Origin of the sequence: Siminovitchia fortis, from assembly GCF_007681465.1 — a bacterium.
Taxonomy (GTDB): Bacteria; Bacillota; Bacilli; order Bacillales; family Bacillaceae_C; genus Siminovitchia; species Siminovitchia fortis.
The window spans coordinates 1-23931 of the sequence record NZ_VEKZ01000037.1; the positions used below are offsets into that span (position 1 = coordinate 1).

General features: G+C 45.0%; 22 protein-coding genes and 1 other RNA gene. 21 read left to right on the top strand and 2 right to left on the bottom strand.

The genetic code is table 11. The annotated features are described in order from the left end of the window. Positions 1-192: 192 nt before the first annotated feature. A non-coding RNA gene (gene ssrS / locus FS666_RS12295) (6S RNA) lies at positions 193-380 on the top strand. A 111-nt stretch (positions 381-491) separates the two neighbouring features. Then, positions 492-1256 (top strand): tRNA threonylcarbamoyladenosine dehydratase, encoded by a 765-nt coding sequence (locus tag FS666_RS12300; RefSeq protein WP_144463480.1) that lies wholly within the window; start codon positions 492-494, stop codon positions 1254-1256. 34 nt (positions 1257-1290) lie between these two features. Here the strand turns inward: FS666_RS12300 and FS666_RS12305 are convergent, their stop codons facing one another. Then, on the bottom strand, positions 1291-2559 hold the full coding sequence (locus FS666_RS12305; protein ID WP_144463479.1) for a replication-associated recombination protein A: 1269 nt from the start codon (positions 2557-2559) through the stop codon (positions 1291-1293). Between the two features lie 121 nt (positions 2560-2680). Here FS666_RS12305 and FS666_RS12310 point away from each other — a divergent pair, with 121 nt between their 5' ends. The 19 genes from FS666_RS12310 (at position 2681) to mtnN (ending at position 22045) form a co-directional block, all read left to right on the top strand. Beyond that, positions 2681-3337 carry a YczE/YyaS/YitT family protein gene (locus tag FS666_RS12310; RefSeq protein WP_144463478.1) on the top strand — a complete coding sequence of 219 codons (657 nt, stop codon included), beginning with the start codon at positions 2681-2683 and terminating at the stop codon, positions 3335-3337. Then, positions 3334-3753, top strand: coding sequence for a cysteine metabolism transcriptional regulator CymR (gene cymR, locus FS666_RS12315; protein ID WP_018705754.1), 420 nt, complete (start codon positions 3334-3336; stop codon positions 3751-3753). The genes FS666_RS12310 and cymR overlap by 4 nt, the downstream gene beginning before the upstream one ends. Positions 3754-3774: 21 nt before the next feature. Next, positions 3775-4917 (top strand): cysteine desulfurase family protein, encoded by a 1143-nt coding sequence (locus tag FS666_RS12320; protein ID WP_144463477.1) that lies wholly within the window; start codon positions 3775-3777, stop codon positions 4915-4917. Positions 4918-4930: 13 nt separating this feature from the next. Beyond that, positions 4931-6046 carry a tRNA 2-thiouridine(34) synthase MnmA gene (gene mnmA, locus FS666_RS12325; protein WP_144463476.1) on the top strand — a complete coding sequence of 372 codons (1116 nt, stop codon included), beginning with the start codon at positions 4931-4933 and terminating at the stop codon, positions 6044-6046. Positions 6047-6397: 351 nt separating this feature from the next. Further along, positions 6398-7066 (top strand): tetratricopeptide repeat protein, encoded by a 669-nt coding sequence (locus FS666_RS12330; RefSeq protein ID WP_144463475.1) that lies wholly within the window; start codon positions 6398-6400, stop codon positions 7064-7066. Positions 7067-7087: 21 nt separating this feature from the next. Further along, the gene (recD2, locus tag FS666_RS12335) at positions 7088-9481 is read left to right on the top strand and encodes an SF1B family DNA helicase RecD2 (protein WP_144463474.1); all 2394 of its coding nucleotides are present in this window, start codon (positions 7088-7090) and stop codon (positions 9479-9481) included. A gap of 39 nt (positions 9482-9520) precedes the next feature. Further along, a complete protein-coding gene (locus FS666_RS12340) occupies positions 9521-10051 on the top strand; it encodes a PRC-barrel domain-containing protein (RefSeq protein ID WP_144463473.1) in 531 nt (176 codons plus the stop codon). Beyond that, positions 10011-10199 carry a YrzR-like zinc ribbon domain gene (locus FS666_RS12345; protein ID WP_120068728.1) on the top strand — a complete coding sequence of 63 codons (189 nt, stop codon included), beginning with the start codon at positions 10011-10013 and terminating at the stop codon, positions 10197-10199. The genes FS666_RS12340 and FS666_RS12345 overlap by 41 nt, the downstream gene beginning before the upstream one ends. A gap of 97 nt (positions 10200-10296) precedes the next feature. Then, positions 10297-11367 (top strand): AI-2E family transporter, encoded by a 1071-nt coding sequence (locus FS666_RS12350; RefSeq protein ID WP_144463472.1) that lies wholly within the window; start codon positions 10297-10299, stop codon positions 11365-11367. A gap of 344 nt (positions 11368-11711) precedes the next feature. Next, positions 11712-14342: an alanine--tRNA ligase gene (gene alaS / locus FS666_RS12355; RefSeq protein WP_144463471.1), complete on the top strand. Its 2631-nt coding sequence runs from the start codon at positions 11712-11714 to the stop codon at positions 14340-14342. A gap of 84 nt (positions 14343-14426) precedes the next feature. Beyond that, positions 14427-14696 carry an IreB family regulatory phosphoprotein gene (locus tag FS666_RS12360; RefSeq protein ID WP_144463470.1) on the top strand — a complete coding sequence of 90 codons (270 nt, stop codon included), beginning with the start codon at positions 14427-14429 and terminating at the stop codon, positions 14694-14696. 2 nt (positions 14697-14698) lie between these two features. Continuing rightward, positions 14699-15118, top strand: coding sequence for a Holliday junction resolvase RuvX (gene ruvX, locus FS666_RS12365; protein WP_144463469.1), 420 nt, complete (start codon positions 14699-14701; stop codon positions 15116-15118). Between the two features lie 11 nt (positions 15119-15129). Continuing rightward, positions 15130-15417, top strand: a complete 288-nt coding sequence (locus FS666_RS12370; RefSeq protein WP_144463468.1) for a DUF1292 domain-containing protein — start codon at positions 15130-15132, stop codon at positions 15415-15417. Between the two features lie 528 nt (positions 15418-15945). Further along, positions 15946-17103: an endolytic transglycosylase MltG gene (gene mltG / locus FS666_RS12375; protein WP_144463467.1), complete on the top strand. Its 1158-nt coding sequence runs from the start codon at positions 15946-15948 to the stop codon at positions 17101-17103. Between the two features lie 9 nt (positions 17104-17112). Further along, the gene (locus FS666_RS12380; RefSeq protein WP_144463466.1) at positions 17113-17748 is read left to right on the top strand and encodes an O-methyltransferase; all 636 of its coding nucleotides are present in this window, start codon (positions 17113-17115) and stop codon (positions 17746-17748) included. Between the two features lie 186 nt (positions 17749-17934). After that, a complete protein-coding gene (gene greA / locus FS666_RS12385; RefSeq protein WP_120068703.1) occupies positions 17935-18411 on the top strand; it encodes a transcription elongation factor GreA in 477 nt (158 codons plus the stop codon). A gap of 447 nt (positions 18412-18858) precedes the next feature. Continuing rightward, complete coding sequence (locus FS666_RS12390; RefSeq protein ID WP_144463489.1) at positions 18859-20631, top strand: peptidoglycan D,D-transpeptidase FtsI family protein; 1773 nt, start codon at positions 18859-18861, stop codon at positions 20629-20631. 63 nt (positions 20632-20694) lie between these two features. Further along, positions 20695-21327, top strand: coding sequence for a DUF1510 family protein (locus FS666_RS12395; protein WP_144463488.1), 633 nt, complete (start codon positions 20695-20697; stop codon positions 21325-21327). A 19-nt stretch (positions 21328-21346) separates the two neighbouring features. Continuing rightward, positions 21347-22045, top strand: a complete 699-nt coding sequence (gene mtnN, locus FS666_RS12400; protein ID WP_144463487.1) for a 5'-methylthioadenosine/S-adenosylhomocysteine nucleosidase — start codon at positions 21347-21349, stop codon at positions 22043-22045. Between the two features lie 41 nt (positions 22046-22086). On the opposite strand, the gene FS666_RS12405 is transcribed toward mtnN, so the two are convergent. Beyond that, positions 22087-23874: a M3 family oligoendopeptidase gene (locus FS666_RS12405; RefSeq protein ID WP_144463486.1), complete on the bottom strand. Its 1788-nt coding sequence runs from the start codon at positions 23872-23874 to the stop codon at positions 22087-22089. Positions 23875-23931: the final 57 nt, after the last annotated feature.

Genomic DNA, 23931 nt, shown 5'->3' on the forward strand with positions numbered 1-23931 from the left:
TACAAATTATCGGATATCCTCTAAACAAAAAAGGACCGGGCGGTTTTTGCCCGGTTTTTCTTAAATAGATTTACTTAAAGGACCAACGGTAATTCTCAGGATTTGGAGATCAAAAGTATCCCTCTGTTTGAAATTGCCAAGCCGTTTTCAATTGATATATTTTTGTGCCTGTGATAATATTTAATCAACAGAAAAGTCCTGATGTGTTCGTTTAAATACCTTATCGTTTTGACCGACAAGTTTTAACTACGGGAGCTTGGAGTTTCCATTTTGATAGCAAGCCTTTGGCAAAAGGACGCTTGAGATTTGGAGCAGAGCACCCACCTGCCGAGAGCGGGTTCAAAACAAAGGAACATAAAAACGGCACAATCGGGACTTTTCATCTTTTAAAAAAGCAATCTGTCCAGGCAGGTTGCTTTTTTTTACTTGCAAACTGCTTTTTTTTAAATTACTCTTAGTCCAGTATTCATTTAAATCTGGAGTTGATTATCATGCTGCATCAGTTTTCACGCAATGAATTGGCGATAGGAAAAGAAGGAGTAGATATATTAAGAAACAGTACAGTTGCTGTTCTCGGAATTGGCGGAGTCGGTTCATTTGCCGCCGAGGCACTGGCAAGGTCAGGTGTCGGCAAATTAATTCTCGTTGATAAAGATAATGTGGATATTACGAACGTCAATAGGCAGATCATAGCCTTGTTGTCCACCATTGGACAACCGAAAGCGGATTTGATGAAAGAAAGGATCAAAGACATTAATCCGGAATGCGAAGTCATCGCTTTGAAGATGTTTTACACGGAAGAGACATATGAGGAATTTTTTTCGCATGATCTTGATTTTGTAGTGGACGCTTCCGATACGATTTCTTATAAAATTCATTTGATCAAAGAATGCCTGAAAAGGGATATACCGATGATTTCAAGCATGGGTGCGGCAAACAAGATGGACCCGACCAGGTTCATGATCAAAGATATTTTTAAAACACATACGGACCCGATTGCAAAAGTGATCAGGACAAGGCTCAGAAAAGAGGGTATCAAAAAAGGGGTTCCTGTCGTATTCTCCGATGAAAGCCCGATTGTAGCCAGAGAAGACGTAGTTCAAGAAGTCGGAAAACAGGATTCGGATATTAGGAAAGCGAAAATGCCTCCTTCATCGAATGCTTTTGTGCCTTCGGCCGCCGGGCTGATTATGGCGAGCCATGTTGTAAGGGAATTGTTGAAGGATATTCATATTGAAAGGGTAAATAACGGTTAAAAATATGGACGGGACCTCGCGGTCCCGTAATTTATTAATTGTTTTTAATTTTTTCATAGACAGCTGCCAAGGCCTGCTCGAATTTCCCCGTCTTTATCGGCTTGTAATACTCTTTTCCTTTTAATGTGTCAGGAAGATACTGCTGCTTGACCCATCCTGATTCATAGTTATGCGGATATTTGTAGTCAATTCCCCTCCCTAATGCTTTCGCACCTTTATAATGGGAGTCTTTCAAATGGAGAGGAACTTCTCCGCTTTTTCCTGATCTGATATCGCTTAATGCTTCATCCATCGCTTTATAGGCAGAGTTGGATTTGGGAGATAGGCATAATTCCACTACGGCGTTCGCCAACGGAATGCGGGCTTCTGGAAAGCCGATTTTCTCCGCCGTCTGTACAGCTGCCAGTGCCCTGGGACCGGCTTGCGGATTGGCCAGGCCGATATCTTCATAGGCGGTGACAAGCAGCCGCCTTGATATGCTTGGCAAATCGCCCGCTTCAATCATTCTTCCCAAATAATGTAATGCCGCGTTGACATCACTCCCGCGTATTGACTTTTGAAAAGCACTCAAAACATCATAGTGGGCGTCTCCGTTTTTATCATGGGAGAAAGCTTTTTTCTGGAGGCATTCTTCTGCAACTTCCACCGTAATGTGAATGACGCCATCTTTATCCGGCTCTGTTGAAAGAACAGCCAGTTCAAGGGCGTTCAACGCACTCCTTACATCTCCGCTGCTTGCGGAAGCAAAATGATGAAGCGCATTCTCATCCAAATCTATTTTATATTTGCCAATGCCGCGCTCCTCATCTTGGAGTGCCCTTTTTATGGCCTTGACCATATCGGACTCTTCCAAAGGAAAAAGTTCAAAGATCTGACATCGGCTCCTGATGGCAGGGTTGATTGCATGGTATGGATTGCTCGTTGTGGCACCGATCAGAATGATCATGCCATTTTCCAAATATGGAAGCAGAAAATCCTGCTTCGCCTTGTCAAGTCGGTGTACCTCATCCAACAGAAGTATGACTTTCCCGCTCATTTTTGCTTCAGCAGCTACAATTTCCATATCCTTTTTATTGTTTGTCACTGCATTCAATGATCGGAATGCATACTTTGTACTTCCGGCGATGGCACTTGCTATCGATGTTTTTCCAATGCCGGGAGGCCCATATAAAATCATGGAAGAAAGCTGTTTCGCTTTTACCATCCTTGAGATGATTTTTCCTTCACCGACAAGATGTTCCTGTCCGACTACTTCATCAATCGTTCTTGGGCGCATCCGAAAAGCCAAAGGTTGTGCGTTCATGACATCCTCTCCAAACTGCTGTTCTATTTATCCATTGCCTATATCATACCAAACTTGCGCGCCATATGCATTTTAACTTGCCGGTATGCTATAATGAAGAAATGCAAAAGGAGTAGAGGAATTGAAGAGAAGACAGCAATTACAAAAAAGATTTGCCATTTTCACAGTTGGATTGCTAATCATGGCCCTTGGAATCACGCTGACGATCGTTGCCAATTTGGGTGCCGCTCCTTGGGACGTTCTTCACGTCGGACTCTATTACCAATTCGGCTTGACAATCGGTACATGGAGTATTATTGTCGGTTTTATCGTCCTGGGTACAGCCGGGATCATAATGAAAGAGTGGCCGAAGTTCGGAGCTTATTTAAATATGATTTTAGTCGGCGTTTTTATTGATATGTATATGCTTTTGCCGTTTATGGCAGAGCCGCAATCGTGGCAGGGAAAAACCGTCATGTTCTTAGTTGGAATGGTCGTTTATGCGTACGGCATGGGAATTTATTTATCAGCAGAGCTTGGAGCCGGTCCCAGGGACAGCTTTATGCTTGCTTTGACTGCCAAGACGAAATGGAAAGTCGCAAACGCAAGGCGGCTGATGGAAGTGGGTGTGCTTGTCATCGGCTGGCTGCTTGGAGGTCCTGTTTTCATAGGAACGGTCGTTTTCAGTCTAGCAGCAGGCACTTTCATCGGGATTGCGTTGCCGCAGTGCAGGACCATTACACATAAATGGCTAAAAGACGAAAAAGTGAATGAAATTGAACGGGGTGCAAGTGTATGAAAATTTCTACCAAAGGCCGTTATGGTCTGACTATCATGATTGAACTTGGAAAAAGATATGGAGAGGGTCCCATATCCTTAAAATCGATCGCACAGTCTCATAATCTGTCTGAGCATTACCTGGAGCAGCTTGCCGGACCTCTTCGCAATGCGGGATTGGTCAAAAGTGTCAGAGGAGCGTACGGCGGATACATTTTGGCAAAGGAGCCTTCGGAGATTACTGCCGGCGACATCATCCGTGTTTTGGAAGGCCCCATTAGCCCGGTGGAAGGCATTGAGGATGAAGAACCTGCCAAAAGGGCATTATGGATACGAATACGCGACGCTGTAAAAGATGTTTTGGACAGTACGACTGTCGAAGACCTGGCCAACCATGAAGATGAAGGCCAGGTACAGCCATATATGTTTTATATCTAATCTTGAAAATTGGTGGGAACAATGAATAAAATTTATTTGGATCATGCTGCTACAACGCCGCTCCATCCACAGGCTGTTGAGCAAATGACAACCGTCATGAAAGAAATATACGGTAACCCGTCCAGCATTCATGCTTTCGGCCGCCAGGCCCGTCATTTGCTGGACCAGGCGAGAACGAAGGTTGCCCGGACGATTCATGCAAAAGATAATGAAATCGTCTTTACGAGCGGCGGGACGGAAGCAGATAATCTCGCAGTCATAGGGACAGCCATCGCAAACCGTGATAAAGGGAAGCATGTCATCACTTCGTCCATTGAACATCATGCCGTACTTTACGCCTGTAACTTCCTTGAGAAGGAAGGGTTTGAAGTGACGTATGTACAGCCGGATGAAAATGGATTGATCCATGTGGAAGAGATCGAAAAAGCTCTTCGAGATGATACGATCCTTGTAACGATCATGTTTGCGAACAACGAAGTGGGGACCATTCAGCCAATCAGGGAAATCGGTTCATTATTAAAGGACCATCAGGCTTATTTTCACACGGATGCCGTTCAGGCGTATGGGACGGAAGAAATGGATGTAAATGATCTTCACGTTGATCTTTTGTCCGCTTCCGCCCATAAAATAAATGGGCCAAAAGGCGTCGGGTTTCTCTATATCAAGAATGGAACAAGAATGGATTCTTTGTTCTATGGAGGAGAACAGGAGCTGAAGAGGCGGCCGGGTACGGAAAATCTTGTATCTATTGCAGGGTTTGCGGAAGTCGCTTCGATTACTTCCAGCAGGCTGGAAGAAAAAAGACAGTCATATAAACAGCTTAAGGATAAATTTCTCCAGGCGCTTGAAGACGAAAAAATCAATTTTACAGTCAACGGTTCAATGGAGGAATCGGTTCCCCATATTTTGAATATCAGCTTTCCCGGCACGGAAGTGGAATCCCTTCTTGTGAATTTTGACTTGTCCGGAATTGCGGCATCAAGCGGTTCAGCTTGTACAGCCGGTTCTATTGAGCCATCCCATGTATTGACAGCTATGTTTGGCAGCGGATCGGAACGGACCCGCAATTCAATCCGTTTCAGTTTCGGGCTCGACAATACAGGGGAACAAGCCGTGGAGGCAGCTGAGAAAATAGCTGAAATCGTCCGAAGGCTTACGACATGAAAGGAAGATTACCGTGAATAAAGCACCGAAGGATACACGTGTGATCGTCGGTATGTCCGGTGGAGTCGACTCATCTGTGGCCGCCCTTCTGTTAAAAGAGCAAGGCTATGATGTAATCGGAATTTTTATGAAAAATTGGGATGACACGGATGAATTCGGCGTATGCACGGCTACAGAAGATTACAATGACGTCATAAGGGTATGCAATCAAATCGGCATACCGTATTATGCCGTCAACTTTGAACAGCAATATTGGGATAAGGTGTTCACTTATTTTCTCGACGAATATAAAGCGGGAAGAACGCCCAATCCTGATGTGGTGTGCAACAAAGAAATCAAATTTAAAGCGTTTTTGGATCATGCACTAAAGCTTGGCGCCGATTATTTGGCAACGGGCCATTATGCGCGGGTCGAACGTGGCAATGGGGAAGTTAAAATGCTGCGGGGCATTGATCAAAACAAGGATCAGACGTACTTTTTAAACCAGCTGACCCAGGACCAGCTTCAAAAAGTCATGTTTCCGCTTGGGGGCATCGACAAGAAAAGGGTAAGGGAAATTGCCAAAGAAGCAGGCTTGGCTACGGCAGAGAAAAAAGACAGTACGGGAATCTGTTTTATCGGAGAACGGAATTTCAAGGAGTTCTTAAGCGGCTATCTTCCGGCTCAGAAAGGGAATATGGAGACCATGGACGGAAGAAAAGTAGGCGTTCATGACGGATTGATGTACTATACAATCGGGCAGCGCCATGGACTTGGCATCGGGGGAGCAGGCGATCCGTGGTTTGTTGTCGGGAAAAGCCTTGAGAAAAATGTTTTGTATGTGGAACAGGGGTTCCATCATCCGGCTTTATATTCCGACAGCATCCAGGCCATCAAGGTGAACTGGATTTCCGATCAGGAGAAAGAATCAGTGTTTACCTGTACGGCAAAATTCCGTTACCGGCAGCCGGATGAGGAAGTCACGGTCAAGCTGCTGCCGGGAAATGAAGCCGAAGTCAGGTTTGCAAGGCCGGTAAGAGCTGTGACGCCCGGGCAGGCAGTCGTGTTTTATGACGGTGATGTCTGCCTTGGCGGAGGAACGATTGACCGGATTTTCCGGGATGGACAAAGATTAATGTATGTTGGATAATTGGAAGGCTGCTTATTTTCATAAGCGGCTTTTTCCGCTGTTTAAGGAAGTATAAATTTTTTCAAAGATATTAGTATAAAATTATTGTGCTTTGTCCAGCTCCAGCGCCCAGCGACTAGCAAACTTCGCACTCCTCCACTACGATAAGTCAACATCGGCTCCGACGGACAGGACGTCCTAGTGCAGGCGAAGCGACAGGACGTCGCTGCTTGAGCCTGCCTTCGTCGCCGTGTTTCCTTTATCTCATTGCGGAGTGCTCCAGTTTGTACGTCGCTAAAAAGGCGCTTGCGCTTTTCTTATGTGATATATGTTATAATTTCACTAAAAGAACTAATGTACGGAGTGTAGCAAATGGATAAAAACAGGCAGGGCATTGAATATTTACAGCAGGGAGAAATGGAGAAAGCCATACAAATGTTTACGGCTGCTATCGAAGAAAATCCGAAAGATCCGGTAGGTTATGTAAACTTCGCAAACGTTCTTCTGTCGGTGAGAGAGCCGCAGCGTGCGGAAGAATTTTTAAAACGCGCCATTGAACTGGATGATCAGGCGTCAGCAGCCTATTACAGCTACGGGAATTTATACTTTAATCAGGAAAAATATCCGGAAGCGGCCGGCATGTTTGAAAAAGCCTTGGCAATCGGGCCGGAGACGAATGATTTACATTACATGCTCGGCATGTGCTTTGTGAATCTTGGCAAAAATGAGCTGTCACTCCCTTACCTTCAAAGGAGTGTGGAGTTGGATGATGCGGATACTGAAGCAAAATTCCAGTACGGCCTGGCACTTGCGAGGGCAGGAGTCATGGATGAAGCGATTAAGAAATTGACAGAAGTGACTGAAGCGGACCCCAAGCATGCAGACGCTTTTTATAATCTTGGGGTTGCTTATGCAGGCAAAGAAAGCCAGCTTGAAAAAGCCTTGGATCAATTCAATAAAGCATTGGCCGTCCAGCCTGATCACCTTCTTGCCGGCAATGGCAAAAAATTGGTGGAGCAGGCATTAAAAGAGCAAGACTAAGCAATAGGGGAGGTTCCGGCAATGGAATCGCTTGATCTGTTTTCCGAAAATGAAAAGTTCATGAAGGGCCGGCACCTCGTCACGATTTTTCATAATGAACAAAACCTGTACTCTGTCGTCAGGATCAGAGTGGAAGAGACAAACGAGGAATATAAGGAAAAAGAAGCGGTCATCACCGGTTATTTTCCCAAAATACACGAACAGGAAACGTATATTTTTTACGGCGGTTTAAAGGAACATCCGAAATTTGGCCTCCAATTTCATGCGAACCATTTCAAAAAGGAAATGCCGCAGACAAAACAAGGGCTCATCATGTACCTATCCAGTGATCTGTTCAAAGGCATCGGTGAAAAAACGGCCGAAAGAATCGTAGAAGCCCTTGGAGAAAGTGCCATCAGCATCATTTTGAGCAAGCCGTCCGTCCTGGATGAAATTCCGCGGGTTTCTCCGGAAGCAGCCAAAAATCTGTATGAAGCACTGCTTGAACACCAAGGACTGGAACAGGTCATGATCGGCCTGAATCAATACGGGTTCGGGCCGCAACTATCCATGAAGATTTACCAGGTGTACAAAGAAGATACATTAGCCATAATTGAAAAGAATCCGTACCAGCTTATAGAAGATGTAGAAGGTGTCGGTTTCGGCAGGGCTGATGAGCTGGGAGTCCAGCTTGGCATCGTCGGGAATCATCCGGACAGGATCAAGGCCGGATGCCTGTATGTTCTTGACCAGCAATGCATGCAAAACGGACATGTCTATTTGGAGGCGGAGCAGCTGCTTGAACAGGTGAAACAGCTGCTTGAAAGCAGCCAGGCGGTTGAAATTCCTTTCCAAATTATTGCCGATGCCCTTGTCCAGTTAAAAGAAGAAGGAAAAATAATCGGTGAGGAACAGCGTATTTACATGCCATCTCTTTATTTTTCAGAGAAAGGCCTTGTTGCGAACATCCGGCGGATTATGGATCAAAAGCAGTATGCCGATCAATTTCCGGAATCCGAGTTTCTATTGGCGCTTGGGAACCTGGAAGAGCGCTTGGGCGTCGAGTATGCACCATCCCAGAAAGAAGCGATTCAAACAGCCTTGACGAGTCCTTTAATGATACTGACAGGCGGACCCGGAACCGGAAAGACAACGGTCATTAAGGGAATTGTCGAACTGTATGCCGAGCTTCACGGCTGTTCGCTCGATCCTCACGCATATAAAAAAGAAGATATATTTCCGTTTATTTTGGCTGCACCGACCGGACGTGCCGCGAAAAGAATGGCGGAATCGACCGGGCTTCCTGCCATGACCATTCACAGGCTGTTGGGCATGACAGGTCAGGAGAGCCTGGATACAGAAGGCGAACGTGAAATCGAAGGAAAGATCATCATCATCGACGAAATGTCGATGGTGGATACATGGCTTGCCCATCAGCTTTTCAAGTCACTCCCCGATTCGATCCAAGTCATTTTGGTGGGAGATGAAGACCAGCTTCCTTCAGTTGGTCCCGGGCAAGTGCTGAAAGATCTTTTGGCCTCTAATACTCTTCCGGTTGTCCAATTAACAGACATTTACCGGCAGGCGGACGGTTCGTCGATTGTGGAACTGGCACACGAAATAAAGAACGGTAAGATCCCTTCCGATGTTACGGCCCAGCGGAAAGACCGGTCTTTTATCAAATGCCAGGCACCGCAAATAGGGGATGCTGTTGAGCAGGTTGTAAAAAATGCCCTGACAAAAGGATACACGGCCAAGGATATTCAGGTATTGGCCCCCATGTACCGCGGGCCCGCCGGAATCGACAATCTGAATAAAATATTGCAGGAAGTTTTTAATCCCAAAAAAGAAAAATGGAATAAGGAAATCACATTGGGAGAGACAAAATTCAGGATTGGGGACAAAGTGCTGCAGCTCGTCAACCAGCCGGAAAAAAATGTCTTCAATGGGGATATCGGTGAAATCATTTCCATATTGTATGCAAAAGAAAACGTTGAAAAGCAGGACATGATCATTGTCTCTTTTGAAGGTACGGAAGTCACATACATGCGCCAGGATTTTAACCAAATTACCCATGCTTTTTGCTGTTCCATCCATAAAGCGCAAGGAAGCGAATTTCCGATCGTCATCCTTCCGGTTGTGAGGAATTATTATCGGATGCTGCGCCGCAATTTATTATATACAGCCATCACAAGGAGCAAGCAGTTTCTCATTTTGTGCGGAGAAGAAAGTGCTTTCCGAGTCGGGATAGAACGTGAAGATGATCAAAAAAGGCAAACTACATTGCGTGAGAAACTGGCTGGGGAAAAGCAGCAGCCGATCATAGAAGAAAAAATGAATGAGGAGCAAGAGGAATTGTCATATGAAGATAAACTCTTCTTGGCAGACCCCATGGTTGGCATGGAAAATGTTTCACCTTATGATTTCCTCGATTGAGCGGAAAATAAAAATGTTCGAAAAAGGTGGTGTGCATCTTTGCGGACATTTTCTTTATTGAAAGGGATGCCGGTTTACGACCGGAATGGCGAAATGCTTGGTGAAGTTTGTGACATTTGCATAGGCGATGAGGGAATGGTGACAGATCTTTTGCTGCAGATGAAAGGTTTCATCGGGAAAAAGCTGCGCGTTCCCGTGCAGTCCGTTTCATCCTTTGGCGAAGATGGAATCATGGTTGACAGCAACGGGCAATTCTCCATATACCAGGAGCTTGATGATGAATACACAATGCATCATGGCCGCCCTTTAGCCAAAAAAAATACGATGACGCCGCAAGGCGAACAGCTCGGATTGCTGGATGATGTATATTTTTTGGAAAAAGAGGGTACAATCGTTGGATACGAGCTGACTGATGGATTCTTTTCGGATATAACGGAGGGAAAGCGGATCATCCGTACCCTTGATCCCCCGAGTATTGGAAAGGATGCCATCATTGTGTCAGCAATCAATCAACGAGGTGTCAGTACCCATGATGAAATGTCCGAATTGTCAAAGCAAGGACCTTGGTAAAATTGGAGTCAATCAGTATTATTGCTGGAATTGCTTCATTGAACTTTCCATCGGAAAGGAAATCATCTATACCCACCAGGTGGAAGAAGATGGTACTTTGAGTTCCTTGGATGATCTGTTTGACGAGCGGGAACGCAAGTTGAGCTAGGGGCTGCCCTCAGAAGGCAGCCTCTTGAACTATTTCTTTTCTTACCTGCGATTAAAATGTGATAAAAAACGGCACACTAATCGCAGGAGGGAACAAGTTGAAGCAAAAGCGGCTCCGCTTAATATACAATTTGGCGATTGTGTTATTGTTATTTATCATTCTATATTGTTTTCTGCTCATAAAACCGCTGTGGAAACCGGTTTTTACGATTGTGTGCATCGGGCTGCTGCCATTTATGATAGGCGGCTTTATTGCTTATCTGCTTCATCCGATTGTTGAAAAAATAGAATTGCTTGGCATCAACCGGATTGTGGCGATCCTTGCCATTTATGTGCTGTTTTTCGGCGGAATGGGATATGCTCTTTATGTGGGAATTCCCGTTCTGATTGATCAAGTCAGCCATTTCTCGGAGCATATACCCGAATTGGCGGGATATTATAAAGGCCTGGTGAAAGACTTGCATGAATCGACTTCGAGATGGCCAGATGGTATACAGACTCAAATTGAAGAACGTGTTAATGATTTTGAACAATGGTTAAACCGGTTTTTGGAAAAAACCATGTCTGCCTTTAAAGGACTGATCAACTTTATTTTTGTTTTGGCTGTCATTCCTTTCATTTCTTTTTACATATTGAAGGATCTGGACCTGATCAAAAAAGCGGCCTGGTATATGACACCGAAGAAATGGCGGAAACAGGGACAGGAATTTCTTTCTGCGGTGAACACTTCCCTTGGGGGTTACATTCGCGGCCAGTTGCTTGTTTGCGTTTTGATCGGGACGATTTCCACCCTTTTATTTTGGCTGGTTGGACTGGATTATCCCGTCATCATGGGCTTGATTGTAGCTTTTACAAACATCATTCCCTATTTCGGCCCGGTTATCGGGGCCGTTCCTGTCACTGCCTTCGCCTTGCTAAGCTCAGTCAAGCTGGCACTGATGTCTGCCGGCATCATCGTTTTGCTCCAATTGCTGGAGGGGAATGTCCTTTCACCTTACATCGTCGGGAGATCGATCAATATTCATCCCCTTTTTATCATTGCCGCTTTAATTATAGGCGGAGAAGCGGGAGGGGTGATCGGCATGCTTGTAGCCGTTCCTCTTTTGGCTATATTAAAAGTGGCTGTTGTCCATTCCCGCGATTACTTTATTAAAGCAAAACAGACGTAGATGGGGCAGGCCCCCTAAAGGATTTGACAAAGATTTTTCTATTACCTATAATTTCTAGTAGTCAATACTTGAAAACGAAGAAGGATCCATTCTTATTACTGCCCATCTGAGCGACAGCCTTCCTGTGTCGCAGAAGAGAGGAATTTCCGCGGCTGAAAGAAATTCCAGATGAAGAGTAATAATGAGCTAATCCGGAGTGCAGTTAAAAGCCTGCCGTTCACCGCGTTAAGGTCCTGAGAGATGGCAAAGAATAAGTCTTTGTTAAAATCAGGGTGGTACCGCGTGCAAGCTTCGCCCCTGGCTGGGGAGGAGCTTTTTTTATTTCGTTTAAGGAGGAAAAAAGGATGAAAAAACTGACTGGCTCACAAATCAGACAGATGTTTTTGGATTTCTTTCAGGAAAAAGGACATAAAGTGGAGCCCAGTGCTTCCCTTATCCCGCATGATGATCCGTCCTTGCTGTGGATCAACAGCGGTGTTGCAACACTGAAGAAATATTTCGACGGCAGGGAGATTCCCGAGAATCCGAGAATCGTCAATGCGCAAAAGTCCATCCGGACAAACGACATTGAAAATGTCGGAAAAACAGCAAGGCATCATACATTTTTTGAAATGCTCGGGAATTTTTCCATCGGGGATTATTTCAAGAAAGAGGCGATCGAATGGGCATGGGAGTTTCTGACAAGTGAAAAATGGATCGGGTTTGATCCGGAAAAATTGTCTGTAACGATCCATCCTGAAGACGATGAGGCATTTGAACTGTGGAATCAAATGATCGGACTGCCGAAAGAAAGAATCATCCGCCTTAAGGAGAATTTCTGGGATATCGGTGAAGGGCCGAGCGGCCCCAACTCGGAGATCTTCTTTGACAGGGGCCCGGAATATGGTGACGATCCGAATGATCCGGAGCTGTTTCCGGGTGGTGAAAATGAAAGGTACCTTGAGATTTGGAACCTTGTCTTTTCGCAGTTCAATCACAATCCGGACGGGACCTACACACCTCTGCCAAAGAAAAACATCGATACCGGAATGGGGCTCGAACGGATGGCTTCCGTTGTACAGGATGTCCCGACCAACTTTGAGACAGATTTATTCATGCCGATCATCAAAGAGACAGAAAAGCTTTCCGGTAAGGCTTACGGCGAAAGTGCCGAACAGGATACCGCATTCAAGGTGATCGCCGATCATGTCCGTACAGTCGTATTTGCTGTAAGTGACGGGGCTCTGCCTTCAAATGAAGGCCGCGGATATGTATTAAGGAGGCTTCTCCGCAGGGCTGTCCGCTATGGAAAGAACTTAAAGATTGAAAAACCATTCATGTACCGTCTTGTTCCTATGGTGGGTGAAATCATGAAAGATTTCTATCCGAAAGTTTTGGAGAACACAGACTTCATTGAACGGGTCATTAAAAATGAAGAGGAACGCTTCCATGAAACATTGAATGATGGATTGGAAATTTTGTCTTCACTTATAGAGAGAGCGAAAGCCGAAGGAAAAGATATGATTTCCGGCAAGGATGTTTTCAGGCTCTACGACACGTACGGTTTTCCTGTTGAACTGACTGAAGAATATGCGGAAGAAGAGCAAATGAAAGTTGATCATGACGGCTTTGCAAAGGAAATGGAAAAGCAGAGGGAAAGAGCCCGCTCGGCCAGAAGCGAAACGGATTCCATGCAGGTTCAAAGCGGCACCCTGTCCGAATTGACAGTCAGCAGTGAATTTGTCGGCTATGAGCGCCTTGAAACGGATTCGGTTGTTCTTGCTATTTTAAAAGAGGGAGACATCACGGAAAAAGCGGAAAAAGGGGATGAGATCCAATTCATATTGGACGTCACGCCATTTTATGCCGAAAGCGGCGGCCAGGTTGCCGATCATGGAATCGTCAGCGGGACTTCCCAGAAAATTGAAGTGACCAAAGTGATCAAAGCACCAAACGGCCAAAATCTTCATACGGGAGTCGTAAAAGAAGGCACTATAAAAACCGGCAATAAAGTGAAAGCCAAGGTTGATGAGAAAATGCGCGGCCAAATCATCAAAAATCATACGGCGACACATTTGCTGCATAAGGCATTGAAGGAGGTTCTCGGAACCCATGTCAATCAGGCAGGCTCATATGTCGGACCGGAAAGACTCCGTTTTGACTTCTCCCATTTCGGTTCAGTAACGGATGAAGAACTGAAAAAAGTTGAAGAGAAGGTAAACCGTGATATTTGGGCCAATCATCCGGTCGATACGAAGCTGACAAGCCTGGCTGAAGCGAAGGAAATGGGAGCCATGGCTCTATTCGGCGAAAAATACGGAGAAACCGTGCGTGTTGTATCCGCAGGAGACAGTCTGGAATTATGCGGCGGCTGCCATGTATCCAATACCGCAGAAATCGGCCTGTTTAAAATTGTTGCGGAAAGCGGAATTGGGGCAGGAGTGCGCAGGATCGAAGCGGTGACCGGGGAGCATGCATTCTGCTTCATGAATGGCCAGATGAACGAGTTGCATGCCGTGGCAGAGAAATTAAAGACAAAACCGGTCCAAGCAGTGGAAAGGACGGAGGCCCTTCTCCTGGAATTAAAGGAACTGCAAAGGGAAAATGAATCTCTAACAGCAAAGCTCGCACATGTGGAAGCCGGGAGCCTTATCCAAAAAGCCAAGGAGATCGAAGGAATCAAAGTGATTGTAAGCCAAGTCCAAGACGCGGATATGAATACACTGAGAAATATGGGGGATGATTTAAAACAGCAGCTTGGATCAGGGGTTGTCGTGCTTGGATCCGTACAAAACGGAAAAGTGAACATTATCGCCGGCGTAACAAAAGATTTGATGGAAAAAGGGTATCATGCCGGAAAATTGGTCAAAGAGGTTGCTTCACGGTGCGGCGGCGGAGGAGGAGGCCGTCCAGATATGGCACAGGCAGGCGGGAAAAATCCGGATCAATTGGAATCGGCTCTTTCCTTTGTGGGTGAATGGATAAAATCCGTTTGATTCCCGCTTCAAATCATGTACAATGAAGGTAATGTTTAAAAGCCGGGCCAGTCAGGCAAGTTCTGAAAGAAGGTGTTGTTGTAAATGGGCTCTTTTGATAAAACAATGCGGTTCGAGTTCTATGAAGATCCAATGGAACATGACGTCAAAGAGGTTCTAATGCATGTATACGGGGCTCTTCAAGAAAAGGGGTACAATCCCATCAACCAGATAGTCGGTTATTTGCTTTCCGGCGACCCCGCCTATATTCCAAGGCATCAAGATGCACGCAATATTATGAGGAAGCTGGAAAGGGATGAAATCATCGAAGAGCTGGTGAAGTCCTATTTAAAGCAGCATCGTGAGGGGACATGAATTTGAGGATGATGGGCCTTGATGTTGGCTCCAAGACAGTGGGCGTCGCAGTCAGCGATGAAATGGGCTGGACTGCCCAAGGTATTGAGACAGTATCAATCAACGAAGAAAAGAATATGTTTGGATTTGACCGGATTGGTGAAATTATTAAAGAATACGGTATTGAACTAATCATTGTTGGCCTGCCGAAAAATATGAACAATACGATTGGCCCTCGCGGAGAAGCATCGATGGCTTATGCTGAAAATTTAAGAAGGAGATTTCAGCTGCCTGTTCAGTTATGGGATGAACGACTGAGCACAATGGCGGCTGAAAGGGTCCTTCTTGCAGCGGATGTCAGCAGAAAAAAGAGAAAAAAGGTCATCGATAAAATGGCAGCCGCAATGATATTGCAAAGTTTCTTGGACAGCCAACAAAAATGAGGTGATTTCTGATGGAAAATGGAGAAAATTATATTACAGTCGTAGATGAAGAAGGCAATGAGGAATTATTTGAAGTTCTCTTTACGTTTGATTCCGATGAATTCAACAAATCATATGTTTTATACTATCCTGCAGGCGCAGATAATGAAGAGAACGAAGAAATTGAGATCCATGCCTCTTCTTATATACCAAGCGAAGATGGAGAAGACGGGAATATGCAGCCGATCGAAACCGAAGAAGAATGGGATATGATAGAAGAGATGCTCAACACTTTCCTTGCCGAAGAGGAAGAAGAATAAGAAAAGCGCAAGCGCCTTGCCCATCGACGTACAGACTGGAGTGCCTCCGACGAGATAAAGGAAACACGGCGAGGAACGCAGGCTCAAGCAGCGACGTCCTGTCGCTTCGCCTGCACTAGCACATCCTGTGCGTCGGAGCCGATGTTGACTTATCGTAGGAAAGCTACTACTTGAGATGGCCTCGTGTGATGCTTCCTCGAGTTGGCGTCGTGCAGCTTTGCTATGATGTTCGCCAAACATCCTCGAATAAGCTACGCCGCAGGAGCACACCAGGTGCGAAGTCTGCTAGTCGATAGGCGCTGGAGCTAGACAACAAAAGGCTTTATTCAAAATTTTAAAGCTAAAACATCTTATGCTTTCTTACTCAGTAAAAAATTTCGCCGATCCGGGTATTCCAGGGTCGGCGAATTTTTTTACATATTTCGGTTAAATCAATGGATTTTCACTGACGTTCCGAAAAATTATTGTATAATAGGTGTGGTGCGCAAACAAAATAAACAGCAATTTCGGGAGGGGGACCCCTGCTTAATGAAAAACAAAGAAAAAGATAAAATAGATAAGCAGGCAAGAGCAGCTTTGATTAGAGAGAATTTGCTCGAAAAAAGGAGTGAGGCGGTCATCATAAGAAAAATTGTTGCCATCATAACGCTTAGTTGCGGTGCCCTTCTTTTAATAGCGGCACTTGGCAGCTATTTATATATAAAATCTGCTCTTAAACCGGTGGATTCTGATAGTAAAAAAGAGATCCGGGTGGAAGTGCCAATCGGTTCGTCAACAACTTCCATTGGAAAGCTTCTTGAAGATAAAGGAGTGATAAAAAATGCTTCCGTCTTCAAGTACTATGTCAAATTTAATAATATTTCAGGTTTTCAGGCAGGCACATATACATTTACGCCGTCCATGTCATTGAAAGAGATTTCGCAGAACCTGCAAACCGGGATTCTGGCCCAAAAGCCGGTATTTAATATTACGGTTCCGGAAGGCTATTCTTTGGATCAAATAGCAGGATTGATCTCCAAGCAGACTGGTCAGTCCAAAGAAGAGATTCTGAAGGAACTTGATAAAAAGGAGACTGTGCAGCTGTTTGGAGAAAAATATCCGGAGCTTTTCACGGATGACGCATTGAGCAGCAAGGTGAAGCATCCGTTGGAAGGATATTTATATCCGGCTACCTATCCATATTACGAGGAAAAGCCTTCAATTGAGGCAATTATCGATCCGATGATTAAAAAAACACAGGAAGTCATAACGAAGTATACGGATAAGATAGAGGAAAAGGACATCAATATCCATGAACTGTTAACAATGGCCTCCCTGATTGAGAAAGAGGCAACCGAAAAAGCGGACAGGCATTTGATTTCAAGTGTGTTCTATAACCGGCTGGATGAGGATATGCCGCTTCAGACCGATCCCACCGTTTTATATGCATTGGGCAAACACAAAAAGCGGACCATGTATAAAGACCTTGAGGTTGAGTCACCATATAATACGTATAAAGTGAAAGGCCTGCCGCCGGGACCGATTTCCAATGCAGGCGAAACGTCCATTGAGGCTGCCCTTAATCCGGCTGACAGCCAATATTTGTACTTTTTGGCCGAGCATGGCACAGGGGAAGTCCATTATGCAAAAACATTGAAAGAACATAATGAATTAAAGGCAAAATATATCACGGATAAAAGGAAGTAGGTGTCTGAAATGGATCATCTGATTGATCATTATATCGAGTCCCTGCTTCCGCGAAGAAGTGAGCTGTTCCGGCAGATGGAAAAGTTTGCTGAAAAAGAGCACGTTCCGATTATGGAACAAACGGCCATCGAAGTGATGCTTCAGTTCCTGAGGATCCAAAATCCGGCTAAAATATTGGAAGTCGGAACAGCGATCGGCTATTCTGCTTTAAGGATGGCAGATGCTCTGCCTGAAGCGGAAATCGTAACGATAGAAAAAGATCCCGCAAGAGCGGAACAGGCAAGGAATTATATCGAGGCTGCCGGTAAAGTTGATCGAATAACCATCTTGGAAGGCGATGCTTTGGAGCTTGGTGAAAGAGTGACGGAACTGGGACCTTACGATGCCATTTTTATTGATGCGGCAAAAGGCCAGTACATGAAGTTTTTCAATATGTATAGTCCATTGCTTAGGGAGCGGGGATGCATTTACTCTGATAATGTCCTATTCAGGGGATATGTTGCGGAAGAGGAAGTCAATCAGCGCCGCTTTCGGAGTCTTGCAAGAAAAATGAAGGAATTCAACCGTTTTCTTATGGGGCATGATGGGTATATTACAACTATTATTCCTGTAGGGGACGGGCTTGCAGTGAGCAAAAAACGGTGATTATCTACAAAACAGTACTCATACTCTTGAACTAATGTCATTTTTGTAATATGATGACATAGATAATAATATAAAGAACTAATATGAACAGATAGCGCGCCCTGCATGAGGCGCGCTGTCATGTATTTCATGACCGAATAATCCAATGATCTTTGGATGAGGGAATTCATAAGGAGTGAAGGGAAAATGGCTGCAGAAAAAGAATTTCACATGACAGAAGCCGGAAAAGAAAAATTAGAACAGGAACTTGAATACTTAAAGACCGTCCGAAGAAAAGAAGTTGTCGAACGGATTAAAGTGGCCCGTAGTTTCGGGGATCTGTCGGAGAACTCGGAATACGACTCCGCGAAAGAAGAACAGGCATTTGTCGAAGGAAGAATCACCACTTTGGAAAATATGATCCGCAATGCAAAAATCATTGAGGAAGATGAGCTTAATTCTGATAAAGTGACTTTAGGGAAAACGGTTACTTTCAAAGAACTTCCTGATGGCGACGAGGAAACATATACGATAGTTGGAAGTGCCGAAGCCGATCCGTTCGAAGGGAAAATTTCCAACGATTCACCTATCGCCAAAAGTTTAATGGGACAAAAAGTCAATGAAGAAGTGACAGTCCAGACGCCTGGCGGTGAAATGAGAGTCAAAATCGTTTCAATCAGCTAAAACAAAAGCGCAAGCGCCTGTTTATCGACGTACAGACTGGAGTGCTTTTGACGAGATAAAGGAAACACGGCGACGAAGGCAGGCTCAAGCAGCGACGTCCTGTCGCTTCGCCTGCACTAGCACGTCCTGTGCGTCGGAGCCGATGTTGACTTATCGTAGGAAAGCTACTACTTGAAATGGCCTCGTGTGATGCTTCCTCGAGTTGGCGTCGTGCAGCTTTGCTATGATGTTCGCCAAACATCCTCGAATAAGCTACGCCGCAGGAGCACACCAGGTACGAAGTCTGCTAGTCGATAGGCGCTGGAGCTAGACGAAACAAGAGCGCGACAAAAACACGGAAGCCCTCATAGGGTTACCGTGTTTTTTAAATGGGGCTGTGCCGGTGATTTTTTACTGACAGTTATATCTCTTTCCCTTGGCGGCAACAATGGGAAAGAGGTGCTTGAAATGCTGCAAAAACGTATATTATTTATAACTGTTCTTATATTTATGATGATGGCCGGCCTCCTCGGAAGGCTGATGCAAATACAATTATTTCAGGCTGAAAATTTTTCTGAAAACAACGTGAATCTGATCAAAGAAAGTGTCCGGCAAAGGACACATGAGCTGATTTTGGATGACGGAAGGGGACAGTTCCTTGACAGGAACGGGAACCCGCTTTCCTTCGAAGAAAAATCCGTACTTGTCATCTTTCCATTTATTAAAAACATGGACTGGAACAGCTCGGAGGTTGCAAAAATCTTAAACATATCCCATCGGGACCTTATCAATCAGGTAGAGGCATCCAAGGAGCCTGTCTTAGCAGGGGGGAAGGACCCGCTATTATTGACAGAACAGCAAGCAGAGAACATCAATCAGCTTCAAATTCCCGGAGTGTTCGCCGTTAAAAAGAAAATATTACCCGAGCATCCCCCCGCTGGACAATTCATCGGCATTTATGGGGAAAATGAGGAGATTTTTAAGACCCGCTACCCTGATAAAGATTGGAGAAATAAAGCCGTCGGCCTTTCCGGTTTGGAAAAAACCTTTGATGAGTTTTTGCAGGCTGAAAGTGAAACAAAATTTGTCTATCATGTTGATGGGGTTGGAAATCCTTTATTTGGGATTGATGTAAAATATGCAGGGCAGGCAAACCCATTTTTTCCATTAGAGGCCAAAACAACGATTGACCAATCTTTGCAAAAAGAAATCGAAGCCTTGTTGGATGAACATCACATTCAAAAGGGCGGCGCAATCCTGCTTGATGTAAAAACAAATGATATACTGGCAGTGGCCTCAAGGCCCCATATCAACAGTAAAGATCCCTTCTTGGATGAAGGATCAAAAAATATGATGTTCAAGCAGCTCATCCCGGGATCGGTATTTAAAACAGTCGTTGCCGCAGCGGCGATAGAAGAAGGGATTGTGGAAGAAAAGGATCAGTTTCGCTGTGATTTGGATATAAGGGGAAACCCTGCAGAGCGGAATCTTGGCCGGCTTAATTTTGAAGAAAGCTTTGCCAGGAGCTGCAATCGCACCTTTGCGGAACTGGCCGGATCTTTAATGGAAAAAGACCCAATGATTCTTGAAAATTATGCACGTAAGCTCGGATTGCTTGAAGCTGTCTCATGGCAGGGGGATGTGTTTCAACTGAGCGGATTCAAACAGTTTGAACACGATCCCGGAAGAATTTTTGCCGACAATGACAGCAGAAAAGACCGAAACTTCATAGCACAGACCGGGATCGGCCAACAGGAGGTCCGCCTTTCCCCGATATCAGTGGCAAACATGATGGCTGCCATTGCCAGAGGGGGAGAAAAAATGACGGTAAGGGCCGTATCCGAAATCCAATATGGTGATGGGACGACAATGGCTTCGTTTGACCGGCAACAGCCCGACGGCGAGCGGATATCACCATTTGCAGCGATTAAATTGCAGCAGCTGCTTAGAAAAGTAGTGACTGATCCTGAAGGGACAGGACACATGATGAATGATCTTCCCTATCAGGTGGCGGGGAAAACCGGTACAGCCGAAACATCCGTGATTCGTGAAGGGCAGCAGCTTCACCATAAATGGTTTGCGGGTTATTTTCCATTCGATGACCCGCAATATGTGCTGGTTACTGTAAATATGGATGTGCCCGGCGATCAGGGCGGGGTCAATCCGCTGTTTGCTGATATTGTGCAAATGATTTATGGCCAAAAAGAATCCGAAGTTGATCACGCAGTGCCTTCCGGGTGAAAAATGGGTGCATGTTTTCCCTTGTCCATGATATTATAGGTTCAATGACGGGGGGGATTTTTAATGCCGATTGATTTCAAAGATGATAAATCACGCTCTTCTCTCCGTGCAAAACGGAGGAAAACGAATATTATTTTAAACACGCTTATTGCGGTTGTCATCATTTTGATTTTGCTTGTTGGTGGTTCCATTTTTTTCGGAGGAAGCGATACTGATAAAGAGCAGGCGGAAAGCAAGCCGAAAACCGAGGAGGCAAAGCAAAATGATCAAACGTCTGATGAAAAGAACGTACAGACCGATGAAAATGAAGATGAGCCGGATGCCGAAGAAGATAAAGATGAAGAAGGAAAATTGGAAGAGTCGGAAAGCGATGAGCCGAATGTTGAGAAGGTCCTCGTCAATCCGGCTTGGAAACCGATTGGGACTGAGCAGGTGAACGGCCATCAATCTTCCTATAACATGGGAACAACCGACTGGAATGAAAAGCTTAAGGCTGCCGCCTATGCCGTAGATATTCCTGTTGACAACATGACGGCCTGGTGGGTCACAGGCGGAGATAATCCTGAAAATCAGGCCGAATTGACAGTATCCGCAAAGGGCAGCGATGAAACATACCGCGTCTATATCGAATGGGTAGATGGTGAAGGCTGGAAGCCTGTCGAAGTAAAAAAATTGATACAGAATGATAAAAGATAAAGACAAGGGAGTTTAAATAATGAAAATAGCAGTTATCGGGGCGATGGAAGAAGAGGTTGAGCTTCTTCGTGAAAAAATGGATGTTCAAATGACAGAAGTGATTGCCCATTGTGAGTATTTCATCGGAAAGCTACACGATAAAGAAGTCATCCTATCAAGATCAGGGATCGGAAAAGTAAATGCTGCCATGGCTGCAACCATTCTGTTGGATCGATACAAACCTGATGCAGTGATCAATACAGGTTCTGCAGGTGGATATAATCCTGAACTCAAAATTGGCGATCTTGTCATCTCAAGCGAAGTTCGCCATCATGATGTCGATGTAACTGCTTTTGGTTACAAATACGGCCAGGTTCCTCAGCTGCCGGAGGCCTTTGAGGCAGATGGAAAAATGATAGAAGTTGCCGAGGCTGCAGCACGTTCGGTTGAAGGGGTCCAGGCGGTCAGGGGACTGATTGCCACTGGCGATACGTTTATGAGCGATCCAGAAAAAGTTGAATTTGTCCGCGGGAAATTCCCGAACATACAGGCAGTGGAAATGGAAGGGGCAGCGATTGCCCAAGTGGCCCATCAATTTGACATTCCATTTGTCGTCATCAGGTCCCTATCAGATATTGCCGGCCAGAAATCGGAGATCTCATTTGACAAATTCATTGAAACAGCCTCAGTCAACTCAGCAAACCTTGTCATGGAAATGATAAAGGGGCTGGAAAAATAATGGAAAGCCGAAGGGTCAGGGGGACACCTTCGGCTTTCCTGTTATTTAGTCATGCTGAGAAACTCTTCGACATCTTTTATACAAAGATCAACGCCGGCCTGCCAAAACTCTTCTTTCGTCAGATCCGCTCCCAGATGTTTTTTCGCCAGTTCTTCGACCGTCATTCTTCCGGTGTCTTTCAAAAGTGAAATGTACTTTTGTTCGTATTCTTTCCCTTCCTTCTTCGCATGGGCGTATATGCCGAGTGAAAATAAATATCCGAACGTATAAGGGAAATTATAGAAAGGGACATCCGTAATATAAAAATGAAGTTTGGACCCCCAAAAATGCGGGTGATACAGTCCCAATGAATCCGCATAAGCTTCTTTCTGCGCAGCTTCCATCATTTCATTCAGTCTTGCAGTGCTCACCATTCCTTTTTTGCGCTCTTCATAAAAGCGTGTCTCAAAGAGGAAGCGGGCATGGATGTTCATGAGCAAGGCAATGGAGTTTTGTATTTTGCTTTCAAGAAGCGCAAGCTTTTCCCCATCATCTTTTGCCAGTTCGAGCGCTGCATCTGCGACAAGCGTCTCTGCGAAAGTCGAGGCAGTTTCAGCCACATTCATTGCATAATGGCAATTTAAAGGATGGACATCTTTCATAGCATAAGTGTGGAAGGCATGCCCCAATTCATGAGCAAGAGTTGATACATTATCGTATGTGTCTGAGTACGTCATGAAAATCCTGGACTGACCGCTTAAGGGAAAAGATGTACAAAAGCCTCCCGGACGCTTTCCCGGCCGGTCTTCAGCTTCAATCCACCTGCCTTCGAATGCCTTTTCGGCAAAACGGGCAAGCTCGCTGCCAAACTCCCCGAAATGACGAATGATAAAGGAGGCGCCTTCCTGGTAGCTGTATGCTTTTGCAGATTCTGTTACAGGAGCATCCAGGTCATACCAATTCAGTTTGTCAACTCCAAGCAGGCTCGCTTTTCTTTCAAGGAATTCGACAAAAGGCTTCTTGTTGTCAGAAATAACCTTCCACATGATATCCAGCGTTTCTTTGCTCATGCGGTTATATTCCAACGCCTCTTTTAAAACATCATTCCATTCCCGCTTTTTATAAACGGCCAAGCGAAATCCGGATAGGTGATTTAACGTGGCGGCAAGCAGTTCTGCTTTCTCACCCCAAGCTTTTTCCCATTCATCGAACACTCTTTTCCTTACTTGCCTGTCATGGCTTGATAACTTATTTTGGGCCTGGCCGACGGATAGATGGACTTCCTTGCCATTTTCTTTAAAAGGAATGTTCAGTTGGCTAACAATCGCATCATACATCTCTTCCCAGCCGTGAAAGCCGTCCACAGCCAAATCGTTGATAAGGGCCTCTTCTTCTTTTGACAGTTTTTCAGCCGCCTGCCTGCGTCTTTCATTTAAAACGAAATGCAGTTCCTTCAAATGATCCTGTTCAATCAGCCTCTGCCAAACGGAGTCATCAATTTGCACAAGGGCCTTATCGAGATGGGTCACTGCCGTATTGAATTTCGAAGCCAATGAGGTCACAATTCCCCTTAGTTCATTCGCTTTTACATCGCCCATATTTTGTGCCTGAAGGCATGATACGAATGATTCGGCTTGTTCAAGGCCCAAATCGGCCTTTTGAAATTTTTTCAATATAGCGGCCAGCCCTGTATCTTTGCTGCTTGCAGCATCCCAGTCTTTTATGCTTTTTTCAAACGAATGAATGTCTTCTTCCACTTTCTTAAGATGAGCATGAAATTCTTTGGATGAACTGCCGCCAGGGAAAAAATCATCGAGATTCCAAGTCATTGAATATGTATTTGGCGTCAAAGGGACTCTCCTCCTTTAGAATTTCTTTTATTATATGATAATCATCCTGTTATTCAT

Excerpts from the sequence above, each read along its gene's own strand:
- FS666_RS12300 (WP_144463480.1), top strand. The coding sequence starts at position 492 with ATGCTGCATCAGTTTTCACGCAATGAATTGGCGATAGGAAAAGAAGGA.
- FS666_RS12305 (WP_144463479.1), bottom strand. The coding sequence starts at position 2,559 with ATGAACGCACAACCTTTGGCTTTTCGGATGCGCCCAAGAACGATTGAT.
- cymR (WP_018705754.1), top strand. The coding sequence starts at position 3,334 with ATGAAAATTTCTACCAAAGGCCGTTATGGTCTGACTATCATGATTGAA.
- FS666_RS12320 (WP_144463477.1), top strand. The coding sequence starts at position 3,775 with ATGAATAAAATTTATTTGGATCATGCTGCTACAACGCCGCTCCATCCA.
- FS666_RS12330 (WP_144463475.1), top strand. The coding sequence starts at position 6,398 with ATGGATAAAAACAGGCAGGGCATTGAATATTTACAGCAGGGAGAAATG.
- recD2 (WP_144463474.1), top strand. The coding sequence starts at position 7,088 with ATGGAATCGCTTGATCTGTTTTCCGAAAATGAAAAGTTCATGAAGGGC.
- FS666_RS12345 (WP_120068728.1), top strand. The coding sequence starts at position 10,011 with ATGATGAAATGTCCGAATTGTCAAAGCAAGGACCTTGGTAAAATTGGA.
- alaS (WP_144463471.1), top strand. The coding sequence starts at position 11,712 with ATGAAAAAACTGACTGGCTCACAAATCAGACAGATGTTTTTGGATTTC.
- FS666_RS12360 (WP_144463470.1), top strand. The coding sequence starts at position 14,427 with ATGGGCTCTTTTGATAAAACAATGCGGTTCGAGTTCTATGAAGATCCA.
- FS666_RS12370 (WP_144463468.1), top strand. The coding sequence starts at position 15,130 with ATGGAAAATGGAGAAAATTATATTACAGTCGTAGATGAAGAAGGCAAT.
- mltG (WP_144463467.1), top strand. The coding sequence starts at position 15,946 with ATGAAAAACAAAGAAAAAGATAAAATAGATAAGCAGGCAAGAGCAGCT.
- FS666_RS12380 (WP_144463466.1), top strand. The coding sequence starts at position 17,113 with ATGGATCATCTGATTGATCATTATATCGAGTCCCTGCTTCCGCGAAGA.
- greA (WP_120068703.1), top strand. The coding sequence starts at position 17,935 with ATGGCTGCAGAAAAAGAATTTCACATGACAGAAGCCGGAAAAGAAAAA.
- FS666_RS12390 (WP_144463489.1), top strand. The coding sequence starts at position 18,859 with ATGCTGCAAAAACGTATATTATTTATAACTGTTCTTATATTTATGATG.
- FS666_RS12395 (WP_144463488.1), top strand. The coding sequence starts at position 20,695 with ATGCCGATTGATTTCAAAGATGATAAATCACGCTCTTCTCTCCGTGCA.
- mtnN (WP_144463487.1), top strand. The coding sequence starts at position 21,347 with ATGAAAATAGCAGTTATCGGGGCGATGGAAGAAGAGGTTGAGCTTCTT.